This is a genomic window from Flavobacterium soyae (genome assembly GCF_021245985.1).
GTDB classification, from domain to species: domain Bacteria; phylum Bacteroidota; class Bacteroidia; order Flavobacteriales; family Flavobacteriaceae; genus Flavobacterium; species Flavobacterium soyae.
Genome location: NZ_JAJQXA010000008.1, coordinates 26,171 through 45,557 on the forward strand (window position 1 = coordinate 26,171; position 19,387 = coordinate 45,557).

Sequence of the window (19,387 nt, forward strand, 5' to 3'; positions counted from 1 at the left end):
TGAAAAGTGAAATGTAAAAAATAAGGTGTAAAAACATTTAACATTTTACAACTCACATCTTACACTATACATTTTTACAAAATAAAAGAAATATGAAAATTAAGTGCCGAAATAAAATTATCGTTTTACTAGTGTTATTGGTCTGCCAGCTTTCGTTTTCGCAGGTTAAGAAGAATGAAAGCATTGGAACTGAAACGGTAAACGTAGTAAAACCTTATTCGCCAACAATATCTGACGCTTTTAAAGTGAAAGAAACACCTTCGCTGGACGATGCGGGAAATCAGCCAAAAGAAACTATTAAATATAGTATTTTGTCTGTTCCGGTGGCTTCGACTTTTACGCCGTCAAAAGGAAATGCACAAGCTGTGGATAAGTCTAAAAAGGAAAGATTATTCAATAATTATGCGACTCTTGGAGTTGGAAATTACGGAACGCTTAATGCAGAATTATTTGTAACTCAGGATTTAGGAAATAATGATTATTTAGCCGGAATGCTGCGTCATCATTCTTCTCAGGGGGGAATTAAAGATGTGAATTTAAACGATGAATTTTACGATACAGGTTTAAATATAGGTTACGGTGTAAACAATCGCGATATGTCTTGGGGTGTTGATGTAGGCTATCAAAATCAAATATACAACTGGTACGGTTTACCTGCAGATTTTGGAATGACGCTGCCGCCGGGAACACAGGAAGATTTAATTAGAGGCATTAATCCGAATCATTCTTATAACACAATTTCTTTAGGCGGAAATGCTGAATTTACGGAAGGTATTTTCAGCAAAATCTCAACTAGATTTACGCATTTTTCAGATAGTTTTTCTTCCTCAGAAAATCGTTTTTATCTAAAACCAACTTTTAAAGTTGATGTTATGGATCAGGCAATCAATACTAATATTATTGTAGATCACGTTAGCGGTTCTTTTGAACATAATTATGCATGGGATAATGTTGAACCTTTAAAATATAGTTTGACAAACTTTGGGATTGAACCAAGTTTTGTGGTTCATGAAAACGACTGGACTTTAGAATTAGGTGCTGGTTTATTTTATGCTTTAGATTCTGAAAACAGCGGAAACAAATTTTATATTTATCCAAAAGTAAACGCTTCATACAAATTAGTTGGCGATTTAATGATTTTCTATACAGGAGTTAACGGAAGTTTAAATCAAAACTCATATGCTGATTTTGTAACTGAAAATCCTTTTTTGTCTCCAACTTTAAATATGAGACCAACCAGTAATCAATATACAGTTTTTGCAGGTTTAAAAGGAAAACTGGCTAATAATGTGAGTTATAATTTGACAGGTTCTTATTTGAATGAAAAAGACAAAGCATTATTTAAAAGCAACGATTATACAGAAGATTTTTCGAACCAAAATTATGCCTTCGGAAATTCACTTAGTGTAGTTTATGATGATGTTAGAACTTTCCGTTTTTACGGAGAATTAAAAGCAGATTTTTCTCAGAGTGTTTCTTTTGGAATAAACGGAACTTTTAACAGTTACAAAACGGATGGATTAGAAGCGTGGAATTTACCTTCAATGAAATTGAGTTCCAATCTTGATGTAAATATTACAGAACAATGGTATGCCGGTTTAAATGTATTTTATGTTGGAGAACGTAAAGACATGCAGTCAAATCTGACTCTGGTAACAGATCCTGTAATTACCACTTTAAAAAGTTATTTTGATGCCAATGCACATTTAGGATATAAATATAATGAGCGTTTAACTTTCTTCTTAAAATTAAATAATATAGGAAACCAAGCTTATGAAAGATGGCTGAATTATCCTGTTCAGGGCTTTCAGGTTTTAGTGGGAGGAAATTATAAATTCGATTTTTAAGCAGGTTTAGCCATAAAATACTAAGGCACAAAAATTATATAAAATATAAAAAGCGCCTTTTTTTTAGCCATGAGTTCGTGAATTTTTTGGAGTAAATTCGTGAATTCGTGGCTATTTTTTTTAAAATGATATAATATGGAAATTAAATTAAGACAAGAAAGAAAAGAGGATTATAAAAACGTTTTTCAATTAATTGAAAAGGCTTTTGAAAATATAGAATACAGTGACCATAAAGAACAATTTCTGGTAGAAAGATTAAGAAAGTCTGAAGCTTTTATCCCGGAATTATCTATAGTTGCTGAAGCTGAAGGTAAAATTGTTGGACATATTTTATTTACAAAATTGGAAATTAAAAATGAATCTCAATCTTTTCAGTCCCTGGCATTGGCTCCGGTTTCCGTTTTACCGGAATTTCAAGGAAAAGGAGTTGGTTCAAAATTGATTTTGAATGGACATGAAACAGCAAAAAGCTTAGGATATAAATCGGTTATTTTATTGGGTCATCAGGATTATTATCCAAGATTTGGATATGAACTTTGTGAAAAATACAATATCAAAATGCCATTTGATGTGCCTGCTGAAAACTGTATGGTTATTGCACTGACAGAAAACGGATTAAGGGGTATTAGCGGAGAAGTGGTTTATCCAAGTGTTTTTTTCGAATAAAAATTTAGACAAAGAAAAAAACCTTTGCACCTTTGCAACTCAGAACCCCAGTATCTTTAAAAATGACTTTCAAACAAAAAATACATTCTCATTATTTACAAATGGTTCAAGACCGAATTGATGTTTTTAAAGACATGATTTCGGGATTGACAGAAGATTCTAAAAACGATGCCAAAGGTTCTGCGGGCGATAAACACGAAACGGCTTTGTCGATGATGCATATCGAACAGGAAAAGCTAACTAATAAACTTAAAGAATCTATTGCGCAAAAAGCAGTTTTAGATAAAATTGATTCGGCTAAAACAACCGAAAATATCATTTCAGGAAGTTTGGTAAAAGCAAACGGAATTTATTTATACGTAAGTGTGGCGCTCCCAAAAATCGCAATTGATGGAATTAATGTTATTGCGCTTTCTCCACAGTCGCCTTTAGGAAATCATTTAATGGGGAATAAAGCCGGATTTAAATTTGAGATTAATAAGACGCATTATATTATTGAAAGTGTTTTGTGATTAATTGTTTTAGGTGTAGTCCCTACGGGCAATGTCATTAAGTTAAGCTTTTAGAAAATAAAATTATTGCAAATCAAATCCGTGTTTATCCGCGTTTTTACGAAGTAAATCTGTTTTATCCGCGTCACAATTAGACGCTGATTTTACTGATTCGCTAAAGCGAAAACGCTGATAAAAACTGATTTTTCTAATGACTTTCTTAATTAAACTGTTAAGTAATTTTATAAATTTCCTCTTAACTTAATGACATTGCCCTACGGGACAATTTTATTTTTTGTGTATTTTTTTCTACCGATATTTAATCTCTACGAGATAAACTTACGTGTTATGCTCCTTTAGGAGCTAAATATCGGTAGAAAGCAGAATAATTAAATGATAAAATTGTCCCGTAGGGACTGCACTTAAATATTAAATATCTCGTAGAGATTAAATATCGGTAGTTCCGCAAAGTATGTCATTCCGAGGAACGAGGAATCCCACTAGAAACTCGACAAAGTTTGGAGATTTTATTTTCAAACATTTCCTGCGGTTCAACCGCAGGAAATAATAGGGACGTGCTAATATTGCGTTCCAATGGTTGAAACCATTGGCTATGTTTTTTTTCGATTCCGAGTAACTCTATAAAGTAATTACCAATCTTTGTAGAATTTCTAGTGCGATTCCTCGTTCCTCGGAATGACAAACAGTATGTTAATATCTAATGCAAGATTGAACATAGAATAACTTTTGAACAGCTTTTTCTATTCTGTTTGTGAATCTTTCATGGATATTTAAATATCTCAAAATTTAATTCAAAAATTTCTTCAAAATCGTATATTTTACTTGCGTTTTACCTTCAAAATTGAAAATTATAAGTTTCGGGCTTTTTTTTATGCTAAAATTTTACATTTTATATGTAAATTCTTTTTTATGGTTTTAAATTGTAACTTAAATTGATATTTGTGTTTTTCAATTATAACCAATACCGCATCTTTGCCTTATCAAAATAAAATTTAAAAGTTAAAAATATAAAATTATGTGTGGAATTGTATGTGCCTTTGATCTAAAGCAAAAAGCCGAAGTGTTAAGACCTCAAGTATTAGAAATGTCTAAAATCATTCGTCACCGCGGACCAGACTGGAGCGGAATTTACAGCAATGATAAAGCAATTCTTTCTCATGAGCGTTTGGCAATTGTAGATCCAGCTTCAGGAAAACAACCTTTATTTACAGAAGATAAAAAATTGGTTTTGGCTGCAAATGGTGAAATTTACAATCACAGAGACCTGCGTAAACAATTTGATGGAAAATATAACTTTCAAACAGAAAGTGACTGCGAAGTTATCCTGGCATTATACAGAGAAAAAGGAGTAAGTTTTGTTGATGAATTAAACGGAATCTTTGGTTTTGCGATTTATGATGTTGATAAAGATGAGTATTTTGTTGCTCGTGACCATATGGGAATTATTCCATTATACATTGGTTGGGATCAACACGGAACTTTCTATGTAGCATCTGAGTTAAAAGCTTTAGAAGGATATTGTACAAAAATCGAATTATTTCCTCCGGGACATTATTTATCAAGCAAAGACGGTGAATTTGTACAATGGTACAAAAGAGACTGGGTTGATTATGATGCAGTTAAAGACAACGAAACAAGTATTCCAGAAATCAAAAAAGCGCTTGAAGCAGCGGTTCACAGACAATTAATGAGTGATGTTCCTTACGGAGTTTTACTTTCTGGAGGTTTAGATTCGTCTATTACTTCGGCTGTAGCCAAAAAATTTGCACAAAAACGTATTGAATCAGATGATACAACTGATGCCTGGTATCCGCAATTGCATTCTTTTTCAGTTGGTTTAGAAGGTTCGCCTGATTTAGCAGCAGCAAGAAAAGTAGCAGATCATATTGGAACTATTCACCATGAAATAAAATTTACAATCCAAGAAGGTTTAGATGCTGTTCGTGATGTAATTTACAACCTTGAAACTTATGATGTAACTACAGTAAGAGCTTCAACTCCAATGTGGTTAATGGCGAGAGTTATCAAATCAATGGGAATTAAAATGGTTCTTTCTGGAGAAGGTGCAGATGAGTTATTCGGAGGATATTTATATTTCCACAAAGCACCAAACGCAAGAGAATTTCACGAAGAAAACGTTCGTAAATTAAGTAAACTTCATATGTATGACTGTTTACGTGCAAACAAAAGTTTAGCGGCTTGGGGAATTGAAGGACGTGTTCCTTTCTTAGATAAAGAATTTATGGATGTTGCAATGCGCATCAACCCACAAGATAAAATGATCAACAAAGAACACCCAATGGAAAAATGGGTTGTTCGTAAAGCTTTTGAAGATATGCTTCCTGAAAGTGTGGCGTGGAGACAAAAAGAACAATTTTCTGATGGAGTAGGATACAGCTGGATTGATACTTTGAAAGAAGTAGTAGCAAGAGAAGTTTCAGACGAACAATTGGCAAACGCGAGATTTAAATTCCCGTTACAAACGCCAACTTCAAAAGAAGAATATTACTATCGTTCTATTTTTACAGAACATTTCCCAAGCGATGCAGCGGCATTATGCGTTCCTCAGGAAGCAAGTGTAGCTTGTAGTACAAAAATCGCTTTAGAGTGGGATGAAGCATTCAAAAACATGAACGATCCTTCTGGTAGAGCTGTGGCAAGCGTTCACGATGATGCCTATGTAAAAGCATAAACACGTTTAATTATTAGAATTAGTATATATATTGCAGAAAGACGTTCTTACTTTAAGAACGTCTTTCTTGTCTAAAATTGTTAAATTCTATATTTCAGTTCTTTATAAAAATATTTCGGCAATTATTTAACTTACTTTTTTTATATTTGGCATTCCCCAAAAAAGTTAAATACCTAAGATTTTAATACTGAAAATGTAGGAAAGCAAAAAATAATATTTAGTTTTGCTTTCAGCAGAAAATTTTAATGATTTTTTAATGTTCGGCTTATTTTAAGTCTGAAACAGTAGAATAAAAATAAAAAAAATAGAATAGTATGTCTGGATTATTGGCCGTTATTGGTAAAGGAAAAGACCCGCAGCTTGTAAAAGCACTTTCTGAAAGAATGTCGCATCGCGGTCCTGATGAAAGCGATTTGCACATTATGGAAAATGGCAGTATTCTTTGTCATGAAAGTCTTTCTATTATCGATTTAAAATCGGGGAAACAGCCTATTCAGGGAACAGATAAAGCCTGGATGGTTCACGACGGGGAAATTTATAATTATCAGGAATTAAAAAATAGCGTTTTAAAAGATCATACTTTTAGAACAAATTCTGACTCAGAAGTAATTGTGCATTTGTACGAAGAATTTGGATATGATTTTTGTAATAAACTAGACGGAGATTTTGCTTTCGTAATAATCGATGGAGATAAATATATTGCAGGAAGAGATCCAATTGGGGTAAAACCTTTGTATTATGGTTTAGATGAAAGAGGAAGAATTTATTTTTCTTCAGAAATGAAATCAATTGCAGATCAATGTAAATCATTTTCGACTTTTCCTCCGGGACATTATTATACAGCAAAAAGCGGTTTTGTAAAATATTATCATCCAGAATACGAAGATCATAAAAATGCCACTCAGTCACTTGATTTAGATTTAATTCGTGAATCATTAATCGAAGCAACCCGCAAACGATTAATGAGCGAAGTTCCTGTTGGAGTTGTATTATCAGGAGGTTTAGATACCTCTTTAATTTCATCAATCGCATCTAGATTATTAAAAGAAAATGGTAAAAAACTTCCGTCTTTTTCTATCGGATTAGATGCTGATGCTCCGGATAATGTTTCGGCAAGAAAAGCAGCTGAATTTTTAGGAACAGATCACCATGAAATACATTTTACAGTTGAAGAAGGTGTAGCGATTTTAGAAAAAGTGATTTCGCATATTGAAACTTACGATATTATTTCGGTTCGTTCAGGAGTTCCAATGTATTTATTATCAAAAGCAATAATTGATAAAGGAGTAAAAGTGATTCTTTCAGGTGAAGGTGCCGATGAAATTTTCGGCGGTCATTTGTATTTTAGAAATGCGCCTTCGGCAGAAGAATTTCAGGATGAGACTATAGAAAGAGTTCAGAAGTTATTTACGGCCGATTTACTTCGTGTTGATAAAACTACAATGGCAAACGGAATCGAAGCCAGAATTCCGTTTTTAGATACAGGTTTTTTAGATGTTACCATTCGAATTAAAACCGAAGAAAAACAGCCTAAAACGTATGAAGGAATTGAAAAATACATTTTAAGAAAAGCTTTTGATACTCCAAATGATCCTTATTTGCCAAAAGAAGTTTTATGGAGACAAAAAGAACAATTTTCTGATGGAGTTGGATATAACTGGGTTGATGAATTAATCGAATATTGTGCTACGCAGGTTACAGACGAGCAATTGGCCGGTGCAAGTGCAGAGTTTCCGTATAATACGCCAACAACAAAAGAAGCGTATTATTACAGATCTATTTTTCACAAATACTATCCACAGGTTAGTGCAGCGCAAACCGTTCGTAAATGGATTCCGAAATGGCAGGAAAATCTTGATCCAAGCGGAAGAGCAAATGCAGCCCACTTACAAGGAAATTTTGAAAATGTAAAATCTGGAGTTGCTGTTTAATATAGAAAATTTCAATAAAAAAATTCCAAATTCCAAATTCCGAATTTCAATTTGGAACTAAAATATAAAAAGCCGAAATGCATTCACAATGTAGTTTCGGCTTTTTTTGTGGTTTCCCGTAAATTGCTAAAAGTAAGTTAATAAGAATAAAACGTATTTCAGAAAAATACTATATTTGATTACCACGAACAATTAAATAACTCTTAAAAACAATTTATGAAAAAACTATTTCTTAGTGGAGTTTTATGCTGCTCATTAGTTTCATTGGGCTCAGTTTATGCGCAAAAAGCGGAAACACCCAAGTACATCACAAATGTCGAAGGTGTCAAAGAATATTCTTTAAATAATGGATTAAAAGTTCTTTTAATTCCAGATGCTTCTCAAAGTAATATGGTAGTTAATATTGTTTACAATGTTGGTTCCAGAAATGAAGGTTATGGAGAAAAAGGAATGGCGCATTTATTAGAACATATGCTTTTTAAAAGCACTAAGAATTTGGGGGATATTAAAAAAATGCTTTCAGACAAAGGAGGAAATGCCAATGGAACCACCTGGTTTGACAGAACAAACTATTATGAAGTTTTTCCGTCAAGCGATGAAAACCTAAAATGGAGCATCGAAATGGAAGCTGACAGAATGATTAACTCTACTATTTTGCAAACTGATTTAGATAAAGAGTTTTCTGTAGTTAGAAATGAGTTTGAAATAGGAGAAAATAATCCTGACGGCGTTTTGCAGGACAGAATTCTTTCTTCGGCTTATTTATGGCACAATTACGGAAACAGCACCATTGGCAGTAAAGAAGATATTGAAAGAGTAAAAGCAAATACACTTCGCGTTTTTTATGAAAAATACTATCAGCCAGATAATTCAACCTTGATAATTGCAGGTAAATTTGATGAACAAAAAGCATTGCAATATGTTGGGCAGTATTTTGGGGCAATTCCGAGACCAAAAAGAGTTTTAGATAAAACCTATACCATAGAACCTGCTCAGGACGGCGAAAAATATGTAGAGCTTAAAAGAGCGGGTGACAGCAAAAATGTTGGCGCTTTATATCATACGGTATCTTATGCAGATAAAGATTATGCAGCGATTGATGCTTTAGGAGAAATCTTAACTGCAGATCCATCTGGTTATTTATATAAAACATTAGTTGAGACACAAAAAGTATCCAATATTTATTTTTGGCAGCCTTCGGTAAGAGACGCAAGTTTTATCTATTTTGGAGTCGCAGTTCCTAATGATAAAGATGTATATGCAACAAAAGATATTGTAAGAAGTGAGCTGGATAAAATAACCACCACAAAATATACGGATCAGGATGTAAGCAGAGCAAAAGCAAAAATTATCAAGCAAATAGAAGCTGTAAAAAATAATACTATTTCGTACGCTATTAATCTAACCGAAATTATTGGAGCGGGCGATTACAGACTTGGTTATTTATACAGAGATGCTGTTGAGAAATTAACAAAAGAAGATATTCAAAGAGTTGCCGAGAAATATTTTAGACCAAATAATAGAACTGTTGGTGTATTTATTCCATCTAAAGATGAAGTACGAGTAAAAGCAAATGAATATACTGATGAACAATTATTGGCACTTACTAAAGATTATAAAGGAAAAGCTCTAGAGAAAGAAGCTGCACCATTTGAAGCATCCATTAAAAATTTAAAACAAAATCTTGTTGAAGGAAAATTAACAAATGGTATCAAATACGGTTTAATCAAAAAAGAGATTAAAGGCGGAAAAGTTCAGGCAAGTTTTAAATTTCCGGTTAGCAATGAAAAAGATTTAACAGGTAAAAATGATATTGCCGGAATTCTGGCTCAATTATTAAAAACAGGAACAAAAACACAGACTAAAGAACAAATTCAGGATAAATTAGATCAATTGAAATCGTCAATTAATTTTAATTTTTCAAGACAAACATTATCGGTTAGTGTTAATACTTATAAAGAGCACTTTAAAGAAGTAATGGGAATTTTAGCAGATTTATTAGCGAATTCGACTTTTCCTGAAAATGAACTAACTAAAACAATCAGCGAATATAACACCTATTTAGAGTCTAGTTTAAACGATCCGCAGGCCGTTGCATTTACAGAAATTTCGAGAATAACTACAAAATACCCAAAAGGAAGTATTTTTTATACACCAACTATTCAGGAGCAGATTGATGCCTTTAAAAAGATAAAACAAGCTGAAATTGTTGATTTCTATGCCAATGTTTTAGGCGGAAATAATGGAATAGGAAGTGTAGTAGGAGATTTAGATGCAAAAACTACAGGAGAAATTTTAGAAAGTACATTTGGAAAATGGAATTCTAAATCAAAATACGAACTTGCTCAGCCGGCTTATTTTGAAACACAAAAATTAGATAAAGATATTATTACCCCAGATAAAGAAAATGCTGTGGCGCTAGGAAGAATCAGTTTTAAAATGGATAGACAAAATCCAGATTATCCGGCATTTGTTATGGCAAATGAAATTTTAGGAAGCGGTGGTTTTTTAAGTGCCAGAATTCCGATGAGATTAAGAGAAAAAGAAGGTATTAGTTACGGTGCGGGCTCTTTTATTGATGTGCCAATTACCAATGATGCGGCAGCCTGGACTTATTATGCTTTCTTAAACCCTACGAAAAAGAATGCTGTTGAAACAGCTGCAAAAGAGGAAATCGCAAAAGCTTTAAAAGACGGATTTACAGCCGAAGAATTAAAATCAAATTTAGTGAGCTGGCAAAATGAAAGAAAAACAAGATTAGGGGTTGATTATACTTTAATGGAGCTGGTAAATACTTATTTGCAATACGGAATAACTCTTGATGATTATGATCAACTTGAGACTAAAGTAAAAGCTTTAAAAGTAGATGAAGTAAATAAAGTATTGAAAAAATACCTGACTTTGGATAAAATGACCTCAGTTTATGCCGGGGATTTTAATAAAAAACAATAAAAAAAAAGAAATTCCAAAATTGATAAAATCCAAATTCCAATTTAAAGGAGTTTAAAATATAAAACCGAAATGCATTTTATAATGTTATTTCGGTTTTTTATTGTCCAGTTTCAACGTTGGAATTTGGAATTTTTAAAACTTGAAATTTGATATTTTTTATGTTATTCCTATTTTTAGAATTTGGAATTTATCAAAATTGGAATTTAAACTTGCCTTTTAGATTTATTTTTTGGTTTTTAAGACAATTGTGTTAATAACTTAAGTGCTTTAAGTCGGAATTTTATGGGTATATACCTTGCGTTTTTATATATTTGCGTGTTAGACAGTAAATACATTTTTTAGAATAAATTATATGAGCGAAGAGATCAAGAAGAACAATTATTCAGCAGATAGTATTCAGGCATTAGAAGGAATGGAGCACGTAAGAATGCGTCCATCCATGTATATTGGAGATGTGGGAGTTCGAGGACTGCATCATTTGGTTTATGAAGTTGTTGATAACTCTATTGATGAGGCGATGGGCGGACATTGTGATACTATTGGTGTTGCAATTAATGAAGATGGTTCTATCACAGTTGAAGATAACGGACGTGGTATTCCAGTTGATTTACATAAAAAAGAAGGAGTTTCTGCACTTGAGGTTGTAATGACTAAAATTGGTGCCGGAGGTAAATTTGATAAAGATTCTTATAAAGTTTCCGGAGGACTTCACGGTGTTGGGGTTTCTGTAGTAAACGCACTTTCGGTTCATATGAAATCGACTGTTTTTAGAGATGGAAAAATCTATGAGCAGGAATATGAAAGAGGAAAATCATTATATCCGGTAAAACAAATCGGGGAAACAGAAAAAAGAGGTACACGTCAGACTTTTTATCCTGATAATACAATCTTTACACAAACTACAGAATTCTCATACGATACCTTATCTGCTCGTATGCGTGAGCTTTCTTTCTTAAATAAAGGAATCACAATTACGTTTACAGATAAAAGAGAAGTTGATGAAAAAGGCGAATTCAAAAGCGAAGTTTTTCATTCAGACGAAGGCCTTAAAGAATACATTCGTTATTTAGATGGAAACCGTGAGCCAATTATCTCTCACGTAATCAGCATGGATCACGAAAAAGGTGAAATTCCGGTTGAGGTTGCCTTAATCTATAATACAAGTTACACAGAGAATATTTTCTCTTATGTAAACAATATTAATACACACGAAGGAGGAACGCATTTACAAGGATTTAGAAGTGGTTTAACAAGAACACTTAAAAAATATGCAGATTCTTCTGGTTTATTAGATAAATTGAAATTCGAAATTTCCGGAGATGATTTCCGTGAAGGATTAACAGCTATTATTTCGGTAAAAGTTGCAGAGCCTCAATTCGAAGGACAAACAAAAACAAAACTTGGAAACAGAGAAGTAGTTTCTCCGGTTTCTCAGGCAGTTGGAGAAATGTTAGAGAATTATTTGGAAGAAAATCCAAATGATGCCCGAATCATTATTCAAAAAGTAATTTTAGCGGCTCAGGCACGTCACGCAGCGAAAAAAGCTCGTGAAATGGTACAGCGTAAAACCGTTATGGGCGGCGGTGGATTACCAGGAAAACTTTCAGATTGTTCTGAACAGGATCCTGCAAGATGTGAAGTTTACCTTGTCGAGGGAGATTCGGCTGGTGGAACAGCAAAACAAGGTCGTGACCGAAACTTTCAGGCAATTTTACCATTACGTGGTAAGATTTTGAACGTGGAGAAAGCGATGCATCATAAAGTATTTGAAAACGAAGAGATTCGAAACATATTTACTGCTTTAGGAGTTACAGTTGGTACAGCAGAAGACAGCAAAGCACTTAATATTGAAAAACTAAGATATCATAAAGTAATCATCATGTGTGATGCCGATGTCGATGGTAGTCACATTTCTACCTTAATATTAACGTTCTTTTTCCGTTTCATGAAAGAACTTATCGAAGAAGGCCACGTTTATATCGCAGCACCACCTTTATACTTAGTTAAAAAAGGAAACAAAAAAGAATATGCATGGAACGATGTTCAGCGTGATCAGGCGAATGAAAGAATGGGAGGAAGTGCAGCTATCCAGCGTTATAAAGGTCTTGGAGAGATGAACGCGGAGCAATTATGGGAAACTACAATGGATCCAAACTTCAGAACATTACGTCAGGTTACAATTGATAGTCTTGCAGAGGCAGATAGAGTATTCTCTATGTTAATGGGAGACGAAGTTCCGCCACGTAGAGAATTTATCGAGAAAAATGCAGTTTACGCAAATATCGATGCCTAATAAAAATTAACTTTCAATTCGTTTAATTGTTTAAATTTACTTAAACAATTAAGCGAATTGTCATTTATAAAACAAACGAACAAATTAATAACCGATAAAGTAAAAAATATGAAAGTTACCATTGTAGGAGCAGGAAATGTTGGAGCTACTTGTGCAGATGTTATTTCTTATAGAGGAATTGCCAGTGAAGTAGTGTTGTTGGATATTAAAGAAGGTTTTGCCGAAGGGAAAGCGTTGGATATCACACAATGCGCCACAAATACTGGGTTCAATACTAAAGTATCTGGTGTAACCAACGATTATTCTAAAACTGCCGGAAGTGATGTAGTGGTTATTACATCAGGAATTCCGAGAAAACCAGGAATGACAAGGGAAGAATTAATTGGTATAAATGCCGGAATTGTAAAAACAGTTGCCGAAAATGTACTGAAATATTCTCCTGATACTATAATAGTTGTAGTTTCAAACCCAATGGATACTATGACTTATTTAGCTTTGAAAGCTACAGGATTGCCAAAAAACAGAATTATAGGTATGGGAGGAGCTTTAGATAGTTCTCGTTTTAGAGCGTATCTTTCTCTTGCTTTAGATAAACCGGCAAATGATATCTCTGCGATGGTAATTGGAGGTCACGGTGATACCACTATGATTCCGTTAACACGTTTAGCATCTTATAACGGAATTCCGGTTTCGCAATTCCTTTCAGAAGAAGTACTTCAAAAAGTTGCTGCAGATACAATGGTTGGCGGTGCAACACTTACGGGCCTTTTAGGAACGTCTGCATGGTATGCTCCGGGAGCATCTGTTGCTTATTTAGTAGACAGTATACTAAACGATCAAAAGAAAATGATTGCATGTTCTGTTTTTGTAGAAGGAGAGTATGGGCAAAATGATATCTGTATAGGAGTACCATGTATAATTGGTAAAAACGGTATCGAAGAAATTGTAGATATTCATTTAAACGATCAGGAAAAGGCTTTATTTGCCAAAAGTGCAGATGCGGTTCGCAGTATGAATGATGCTCTAAAATCGATTTTAGTATAATAAAAACAAGAAAAAAAGGAAAAGGCTGCACTTTTGCAGTCTTTTTTTTGAGATTAATTAATAAATAAATTGGTTAATCTTTTCGTTAATTATATATTTGCTCGATTTAAAAAAAATGTTGTAATTCGTGATCTCGATTTTTTAGTTTTAAAAACTCATGTCAGGGCTTATTTTTAGGGGATTTAAAACCAAAAACAAACATAAAACATAATTAATTTTTAGTAATAATGCAGAATAAAGGACTTATTAAATTTTTCGCAATTCTATTTGCATTGGTAAGTATTTACCAACTTTCTTTCACTTTTGTGGCAAATAATGTCAAAGGTGAGGCTAAAGCTTTTGCAGGAGATAATCCTGATAAAGAGCTAAAATATTTAGATTCTATTGGTAAAGAAAAAGTGTTTAATCTTGGTTTTACAGACTTCACTTATAATGAAGTAAAAAACAAACAATTAAATAAAGGTCTTGACTTAGAAGGAGGAATCAACGTAATTCTTCAAATCTCTGTTAAAGATGTTTTAAAAGGATTAGCAAACAATTCTAAAAACCCGGTTTTTAATAAATCATTAGCTGATGCAACTGCAAATTTAGAAGGAAATAAGACCTATTTAAATAAATTTTTTCAAGCTTTTGAAGCAAACTCAAACGGAACTGTAAAATTGGCTTCGCCAGATATCTTTGCAAACAGAAGTTTACAAGGTGAAGGCGGTATCGATTTTCAAATGACAGATGCGCAAGCTCAAAAAGTAATTAAAAGAAAAGTTGATGAGTCTATCGAAAGTGCTTACAAAGTATTAAGAGAGCGTATCGACAAATTTGGTGTAACACAGCCAAACATCCAAAAATTAGGAGAAACAGGAAGAATCTTAGTAGAACTTCCAGGTGCTAAAGATGTTGACAGGATTAAAAAATTATTAGGTGGAAAAGCTCAATTAGAGTTTTGGGAAACTTATAAAATTGAAGAAGTTGGTAACTTCTTAGTTGCTGCTAACGAAGCTTTAAAGAAAACTGAAGTTAAAAAAGCAGAAACTAAAACAGTTGCTAAAGATTCATTAAATGCTTTATTAACTGATGCTAAAGATTCAGTTGATACTAAAAAAGGAAACAATCCTTTATTTGACAAAATGATCACTCAAGGCGGCGGTCCGGTTTTAGGATACTTCGCTACAAAAGATACTGCAGCAATCAATGCTTATTTCAAACGACCAGAAATCAGAATTTTATTAGCTGCTGATCAACACTATGCAAAATTTGTTTGGAGTAAACCAACTACTGTAAAAGATCCTAAAGCAAAAGATTTAGCAAGTGCAAAAGATATTGAAGCAGTTGAATTATATGCTTTAAAAGGTAACAGAGATAATATACCTGCTATGAGCGGTGGTGTTGTAACTGATGCAAAAGATACTTTTGACCAAATGGGTAAACCAGCTGTTTCTATGCAAATGAACAGTCAGGGAGCCAAAGTTTGGGAAGAATTAACAGGAAGAGCTTTCTCTCAAAAAGGTTATATCGCTATTGTTTTAGATAACATCGTATATTCTGCGCCAGGTGTTACAAGCGGACCAATTGCCGGAGGAAGATCTGAAATTACAGGTTCTTTTGATGTTGCTGAAACTAAAGATTTAGCTAACGTATTAAATGCAGGTAAATTACCAGCTTCTGCAGATATTATTCAATCTACTGTTGTTGGACCATCTTTAGGTCAGGCGGCAATTGATGCAGGAACAATTTCATCTGTATTAGGATTCTTATTAGTTTGTGTTTGGATGGTATTCTATTATGGTAAAGCTGGATGGTATGCAAACCTTGCTTTATTATTGAACTTACTTTTCTTGTTCGGAATTATGGCAAGTTTTGGTTTTGTATTAACATTACCAGGTATTGCAGGTATCGTATTAACATTAGGTACTGCAGTAGATGCCAACATTATTATATATGAAAGAGCAAAAGAGGAATTGCGTGAAGGTAAATCATTATCTGAAGCTGTAGCAGCATCTTACGGATGGCATGGTGCAATGCGTTCTATTATTGATGCAAACGTAACTCACGTTTTAACCGGAGCGATCTTATTTATCTTTGGAACAGGACCAATCAAGGGATTTGCTTTAACATTGCTTATTGGTATTGTAACTTCATTGTTTACTTCTATCTTTATTGCCAGAATTTTCATTGACAGAAACATTGCTGGAAAAGGTGATTTAACTTTCTCTACAAACATTACTAAAAACTGGTTTACTAATTTCCACTTTGACTTTATTAAAATCAAAAAATTCACTTATATCTTCTCTTCAATTGTTGTAGTTGTGAGTTTGATTTCGATCTTCTTCGTTAACGGATTAGATGAAGGTGTTGATTTTGTCGGGGGAAGAACTTTCCAGGTTAAATTCGAAAAACCAGTTGATGCAACTGTAGTTTCTGATGAATTATCTGCTGCATTTGGAACTCCGGTTGAAGCTAAAATTTTAGGTGATGACGATCAGTTGAAAATCACAACTAAATACAAAATTAAAGAAGATGGTGTTACTATAGATGAGGAAGTAAACCAAAAGTTATATCAAGCATTAACTAAATATTTCCCAAATAGTACTTACGATAAATTTATCAACTCATATGATGGTAAAAAAGTAGGTGTTTTGCAAGCTTCTAAAGTTGGAGCTTCTATTTCTGAAGATATCAAAACAAACTCTTACTGGGCAGTTCTTGGTGCGATGGCAGTTATTTTCTTATACTTAATGATCTCTTTCCGTAAATGGCAGTATTCATTAGGTGCGATTGCAGCTGTTGCGCATGACGTAATCTTTGTATTAGGAATTTACTCTTTATGTTATAAATTTATGCCATTCCACATGGAAATGGACCAGCACTTTATTGCAGCAATTCTTACTGTAATTGGTTACTCTATGAACGATACAGTAATTGTATTTGATAGAATTAGAGAGTTTATTATAGGAAACCGTAAAGGAACTTTCGAAGATATCGTAAACGCTTCTATTAATACTACATTATCAAGAACATTGAATACTTCATTAATGATGATTATTGTATTATTAACAATGTTTATCTTTGGTGGAGAATCAATCAGAGGATTTATCTTTGCCATGTTAATTGGTATTATCGTAGGAACTTATTCATCATTATTTATCGCGACACCAGTATTGGTAGATACGATTTCAAGCGATGATAAACACACAATCGAAGACAAGCATAACAAAGCATAATTAATTGCTTAAACTATATTAAAAAAGATCCGGTGAAAGCTGGATCTTTTTTTTGTATTACAATTTCATAAAAATAGTTTTAAATATGTTAAATCTTACAATATTAACATTTTAAAATTATTAAATTAATATTTTGTAATAAAAAAGCTATACATTAGTAAAGGATAAATGTTTGGCCAATATTTTGATCTTTTTTAATGAATGGGATAAGTAAATCCTTTTCTACCCTGCATAAAGCTAAATGAAAAGGTAATTAAATTGTTATGAATTATAAATTACAAAAATTAAAAAAGCTAAAAAGTATTATACTTTTCGGACTGACATTAATCTTTATTAATTGTCAAGATATTAATGAATCTAATGATGATTTAAGTAGGAGCAGTATACAAACAGTTAGCAGCACTGAAGCAAAAAAATTTTTAAGCAACAAGGTAAATAATACTTTTTCAAAATCGCTTAAAAATTCAGTGGATAAGCTGGAACTTGATAAGATGGCCTATGAAGAGCTTAAGGGCAGTGATAAGTTTCTTGCTGTTATTCCTTTCTCAACAAACAACGAGATTCAAAATGACCGAATTTTATTAACGAAGATAAACAATGAAATAAAAGGTGTTATTTTTAGTATGTATTTGGAAAAAAGCACTATTGAGGGAAAGTTTTCGGGAAAAATTATTATCAATTCTCTGGATGGTGAATTTTTGAATGGTTATAGGGCTGAAAATGATATAATAGTAAGCCGACTTGTCAAATCTAATTTGTCTGAAAAAAATAATAGGACTGCAAAAGCAATTGGACTTGATAGTTTTAATGCCCAATCTATTGAATTAGATGAAGTCATAATTATGAACAGAACACACGGAATACCAATGGTAGATGAATTTAGCTGGAATTCTATATACGGCGGTGGAGGCAGCAGCGAAGGAGTATCATGGAATTCGACAGGAGGCGGTAGTTCTCCAGTACCATCGCCCGCTCCCTTAAATGCTACTAACCCTTGCGACAAGATAAAAGAACAAATGGCTAATGTTTTATTTAACAGTAAAAAAGATGAGTTAAGTAAAAAAACTAGTCAGAAAGCAGAAACAGGATTTTCACAGAATAAAAATGGGCCTTTTACTTCTCTGGGTGTAGTAGATGCAAATACTTTAAATCTTCCTACTGATCCTAATATAATAGGTTATATGCATACGCATATTGACGAGTTTGAGAACGGTAAATTTGATAATGATGGAAATCCTTATTTAAATAAAGCTATAAAAATGTTTTCCCCAGCAGATGTAGGGGCTTTTTTAACATTGGTAAAAAATGCCAAAACAAACAACATTCCTATAAGTACTGTATATGGTGCTATGGTATCGAGTTCAGGAACTTATGAACTGCGATTTACAGGAAATCCTGATAACATACTTCCAATTAAATGGACAGACTTAAATAATGTTTACAAAACTTATTTTGAAAAGGGTAGTGTAGAGGAAGGATTTTTGAAATTTTTGCAGGATAAGGCTAATATAAGCGGAATTGAGTTGTATAAAATAAATAAAAATGGTACAACGACAAAAAAGACTCTGGATACAAACAACAAAATAGTAGATATAAATTGCTAAATAAAACAAGATGAAAAATATAACAACGTTAATGATAGTGCTTGCGGTAACATTGTCTTGCAAAGCACAGCAGGTAATAATACCCGTTGAAAAGGCAATAGAATATAGAGATGCAGACCAATCAATTCCTGATGGAACATATCTTAAGGATGTCAATGGTTTATTTAATAAATATTTAGGGATATGGAAAGGAACAATAGATAATAAAAATTACACTTTTGTTATATCTAAATACAAGCATGATTTTTTAGGAATCTCTAAAGATAAATTACTAATTCGTTATTTAATAACAACAAGTAGTGGAACGGTTATAGAAGATACCAGAAGTTTACCCGATAATAGTTCTTATGTTATAAAAGGCGACTATTTTAATAAAACGGCTAGTTATTATGTGTCCTCTTATATGGGTAAAAATGCTGATTGCGGGCAAAGCGGGAATGTTTTTATTGCTAATACCAAGTTACCTACCCAGATAAAGCTTTTTTTAATACCTGATAAGGTTATGATCAATATACAAAATTGTCCTGGGCAAAAAGTCGCAGATAAGCTTTTGCCAGTAGAGAATGAGGTTTTATTAACCAAACAGTAAATTATTTTATCCTTAATTATAAAAATGATTGAGGATAAT

The 19,387-nt window shown here is 33.0% G+C and carries 11 protein-coding genes; all 11 read left to right on the forward strand.

All coding sequences use genetic code 11. The annotated features are described in order from the left end of the window. Window positions 1-92: 92 nt before the first annotated feature. The 11 genes from LUU93_RS11675 (at window position 93) to LUU93_RS11725 (ending at window position 19,348) form a co-directional block, all read left to right on the forward strand. Window positions 93-1,847: a TonB-dependent receptor gene (locus LUU93_RS11675; protein WP_232681287.1), complete on the forward strand. Its 1,755-nt coding sequence runs from the start codon at window positions 93-95 to the stop codon at window positions 1,845-1,847. Window positions 1,848-1,982: 135 nt separating this feature from the next. Then, on the forward strand, window positions 1,983-2,513 hold the full coding sequence (locus LUU93_RS11680; RefSeq protein ID WP_232681288.1) for a GNAT family N-acetyltransferase: 531 nt from the start codon (window positions 1,983-1,985) through the stop codon (window positions 2,511-2,513). Window positions 2,514-2,575: 62 nt separating this feature from the next. Further along, window positions 2,576-3,025 carry a hypothetical protein gene (locus LUU93_RS11685; RefSeq protein WP_232681289.1) on the forward strand — a complete coding sequence of 150 codons (450 nt, stop codon included), beginning with the start codon at window positions 2,576-2,578 and terminating at the stop codon, window positions 3,023-3,025. Window positions 3,026-4,040: 1,015 nt separating this feature from the next. Continuing rightward, entirely contained in the window at window positions 4,041-5,717 is a 1,677-nt protein-coding gene (asnB, locus tag LUU93_RS11690) for an asparagine synthase B (protein ID WP_232681290.1), read from the forward strand. Between the two features lie 314 nt (window positions 5,718-6,031). Next, window positions 6,032-7,648, forward strand: a complete 1,617-nt coding sequence (gene asnB, locus LUU93_RS11695) for an asparagine synthase B (protein ID WP_232681291.1) — start codon at window positions 6,032-6,034, stop codon at window positions 7,646-7,648. A gap of 216 nt (window positions 7,649-7,864) precedes the next feature. Beyond that, window positions 7,865-10,600, forward strand: coding sequence for a M16 family metallopeptidase (locus tag LUU93_RS11700; protein ID WP_232681292.1), 2,736 nt, complete (start codon window positions 7,865-7,867; stop codon window positions 10,598-10,600). A 352-nt stretch (window positions 10,601-10,952) separates the two neighbouring features. Beyond that, the gene (gene gyrB / locus LUU93_RS11705; protein ID WP_232681293.1) at window positions 10,953-12,893 is read left to right on the forward strand and encodes a DNA topoisomerase (ATP-hydrolyzing) subunit B; all 1,941 of its coding nucleotides are present in this window, start codon (window positions 10,953-10,955) and stop codon (window positions 12,891-12,893) included. 108 nt (window positions 12,894-13,001) lie between these two features. After that, window positions 13,002-13,937: a malate dehydrogenase gene (mdh, locus tag LUU93_RS11710; protein ID WP_232681294.1), complete on the forward strand. Its 936-nt coding sequence runs from the start codon at window positions 13,002-13,004 to the stop codon at window positions 13,935-13,937. Window positions 13,938-14,164: 227 nt separating this feature from the next. Further along, window positions 14,165-17,155 carry a protein translocase subunit SecDF gene (gene secDF / locus LUU93_RS11715; RefSeq protein WP_232681295.1) on the forward strand — a complete coding sequence of 997 codons (2,991 nt, stop codon included), beginning with the start codon at window positions 14,165-14,167 and terminating at the stop codon, window positions 17,153-17,155. Between the two features lie 263 nt (window positions 17,156-17,418). Beyond that, window positions 17,419-18,759 (forward strand): hypothetical protein, encoded by a 1,341-nt coding sequence (locus LUU93_RS11720; RefSeq protein WP_232681296.1) that lies wholly within the window; start codon window positions 17,419-17,421, stop codon window positions 18,757-18,759. Window positions 18,760-18,769: 10 nt separating this feature from the next. Next, window positions 18,770-19,348, forward strand: coding sequence for a DUF6705 family protein (locus LUU93_RS11725; protein ID WP_232681297.1), 579 nt, complete (start codon window positions 18,770-18,772; stop codon window positions 19,346-19,348). Window positions 19,349-19,387 lie beyond the last annotated feature (39 nt).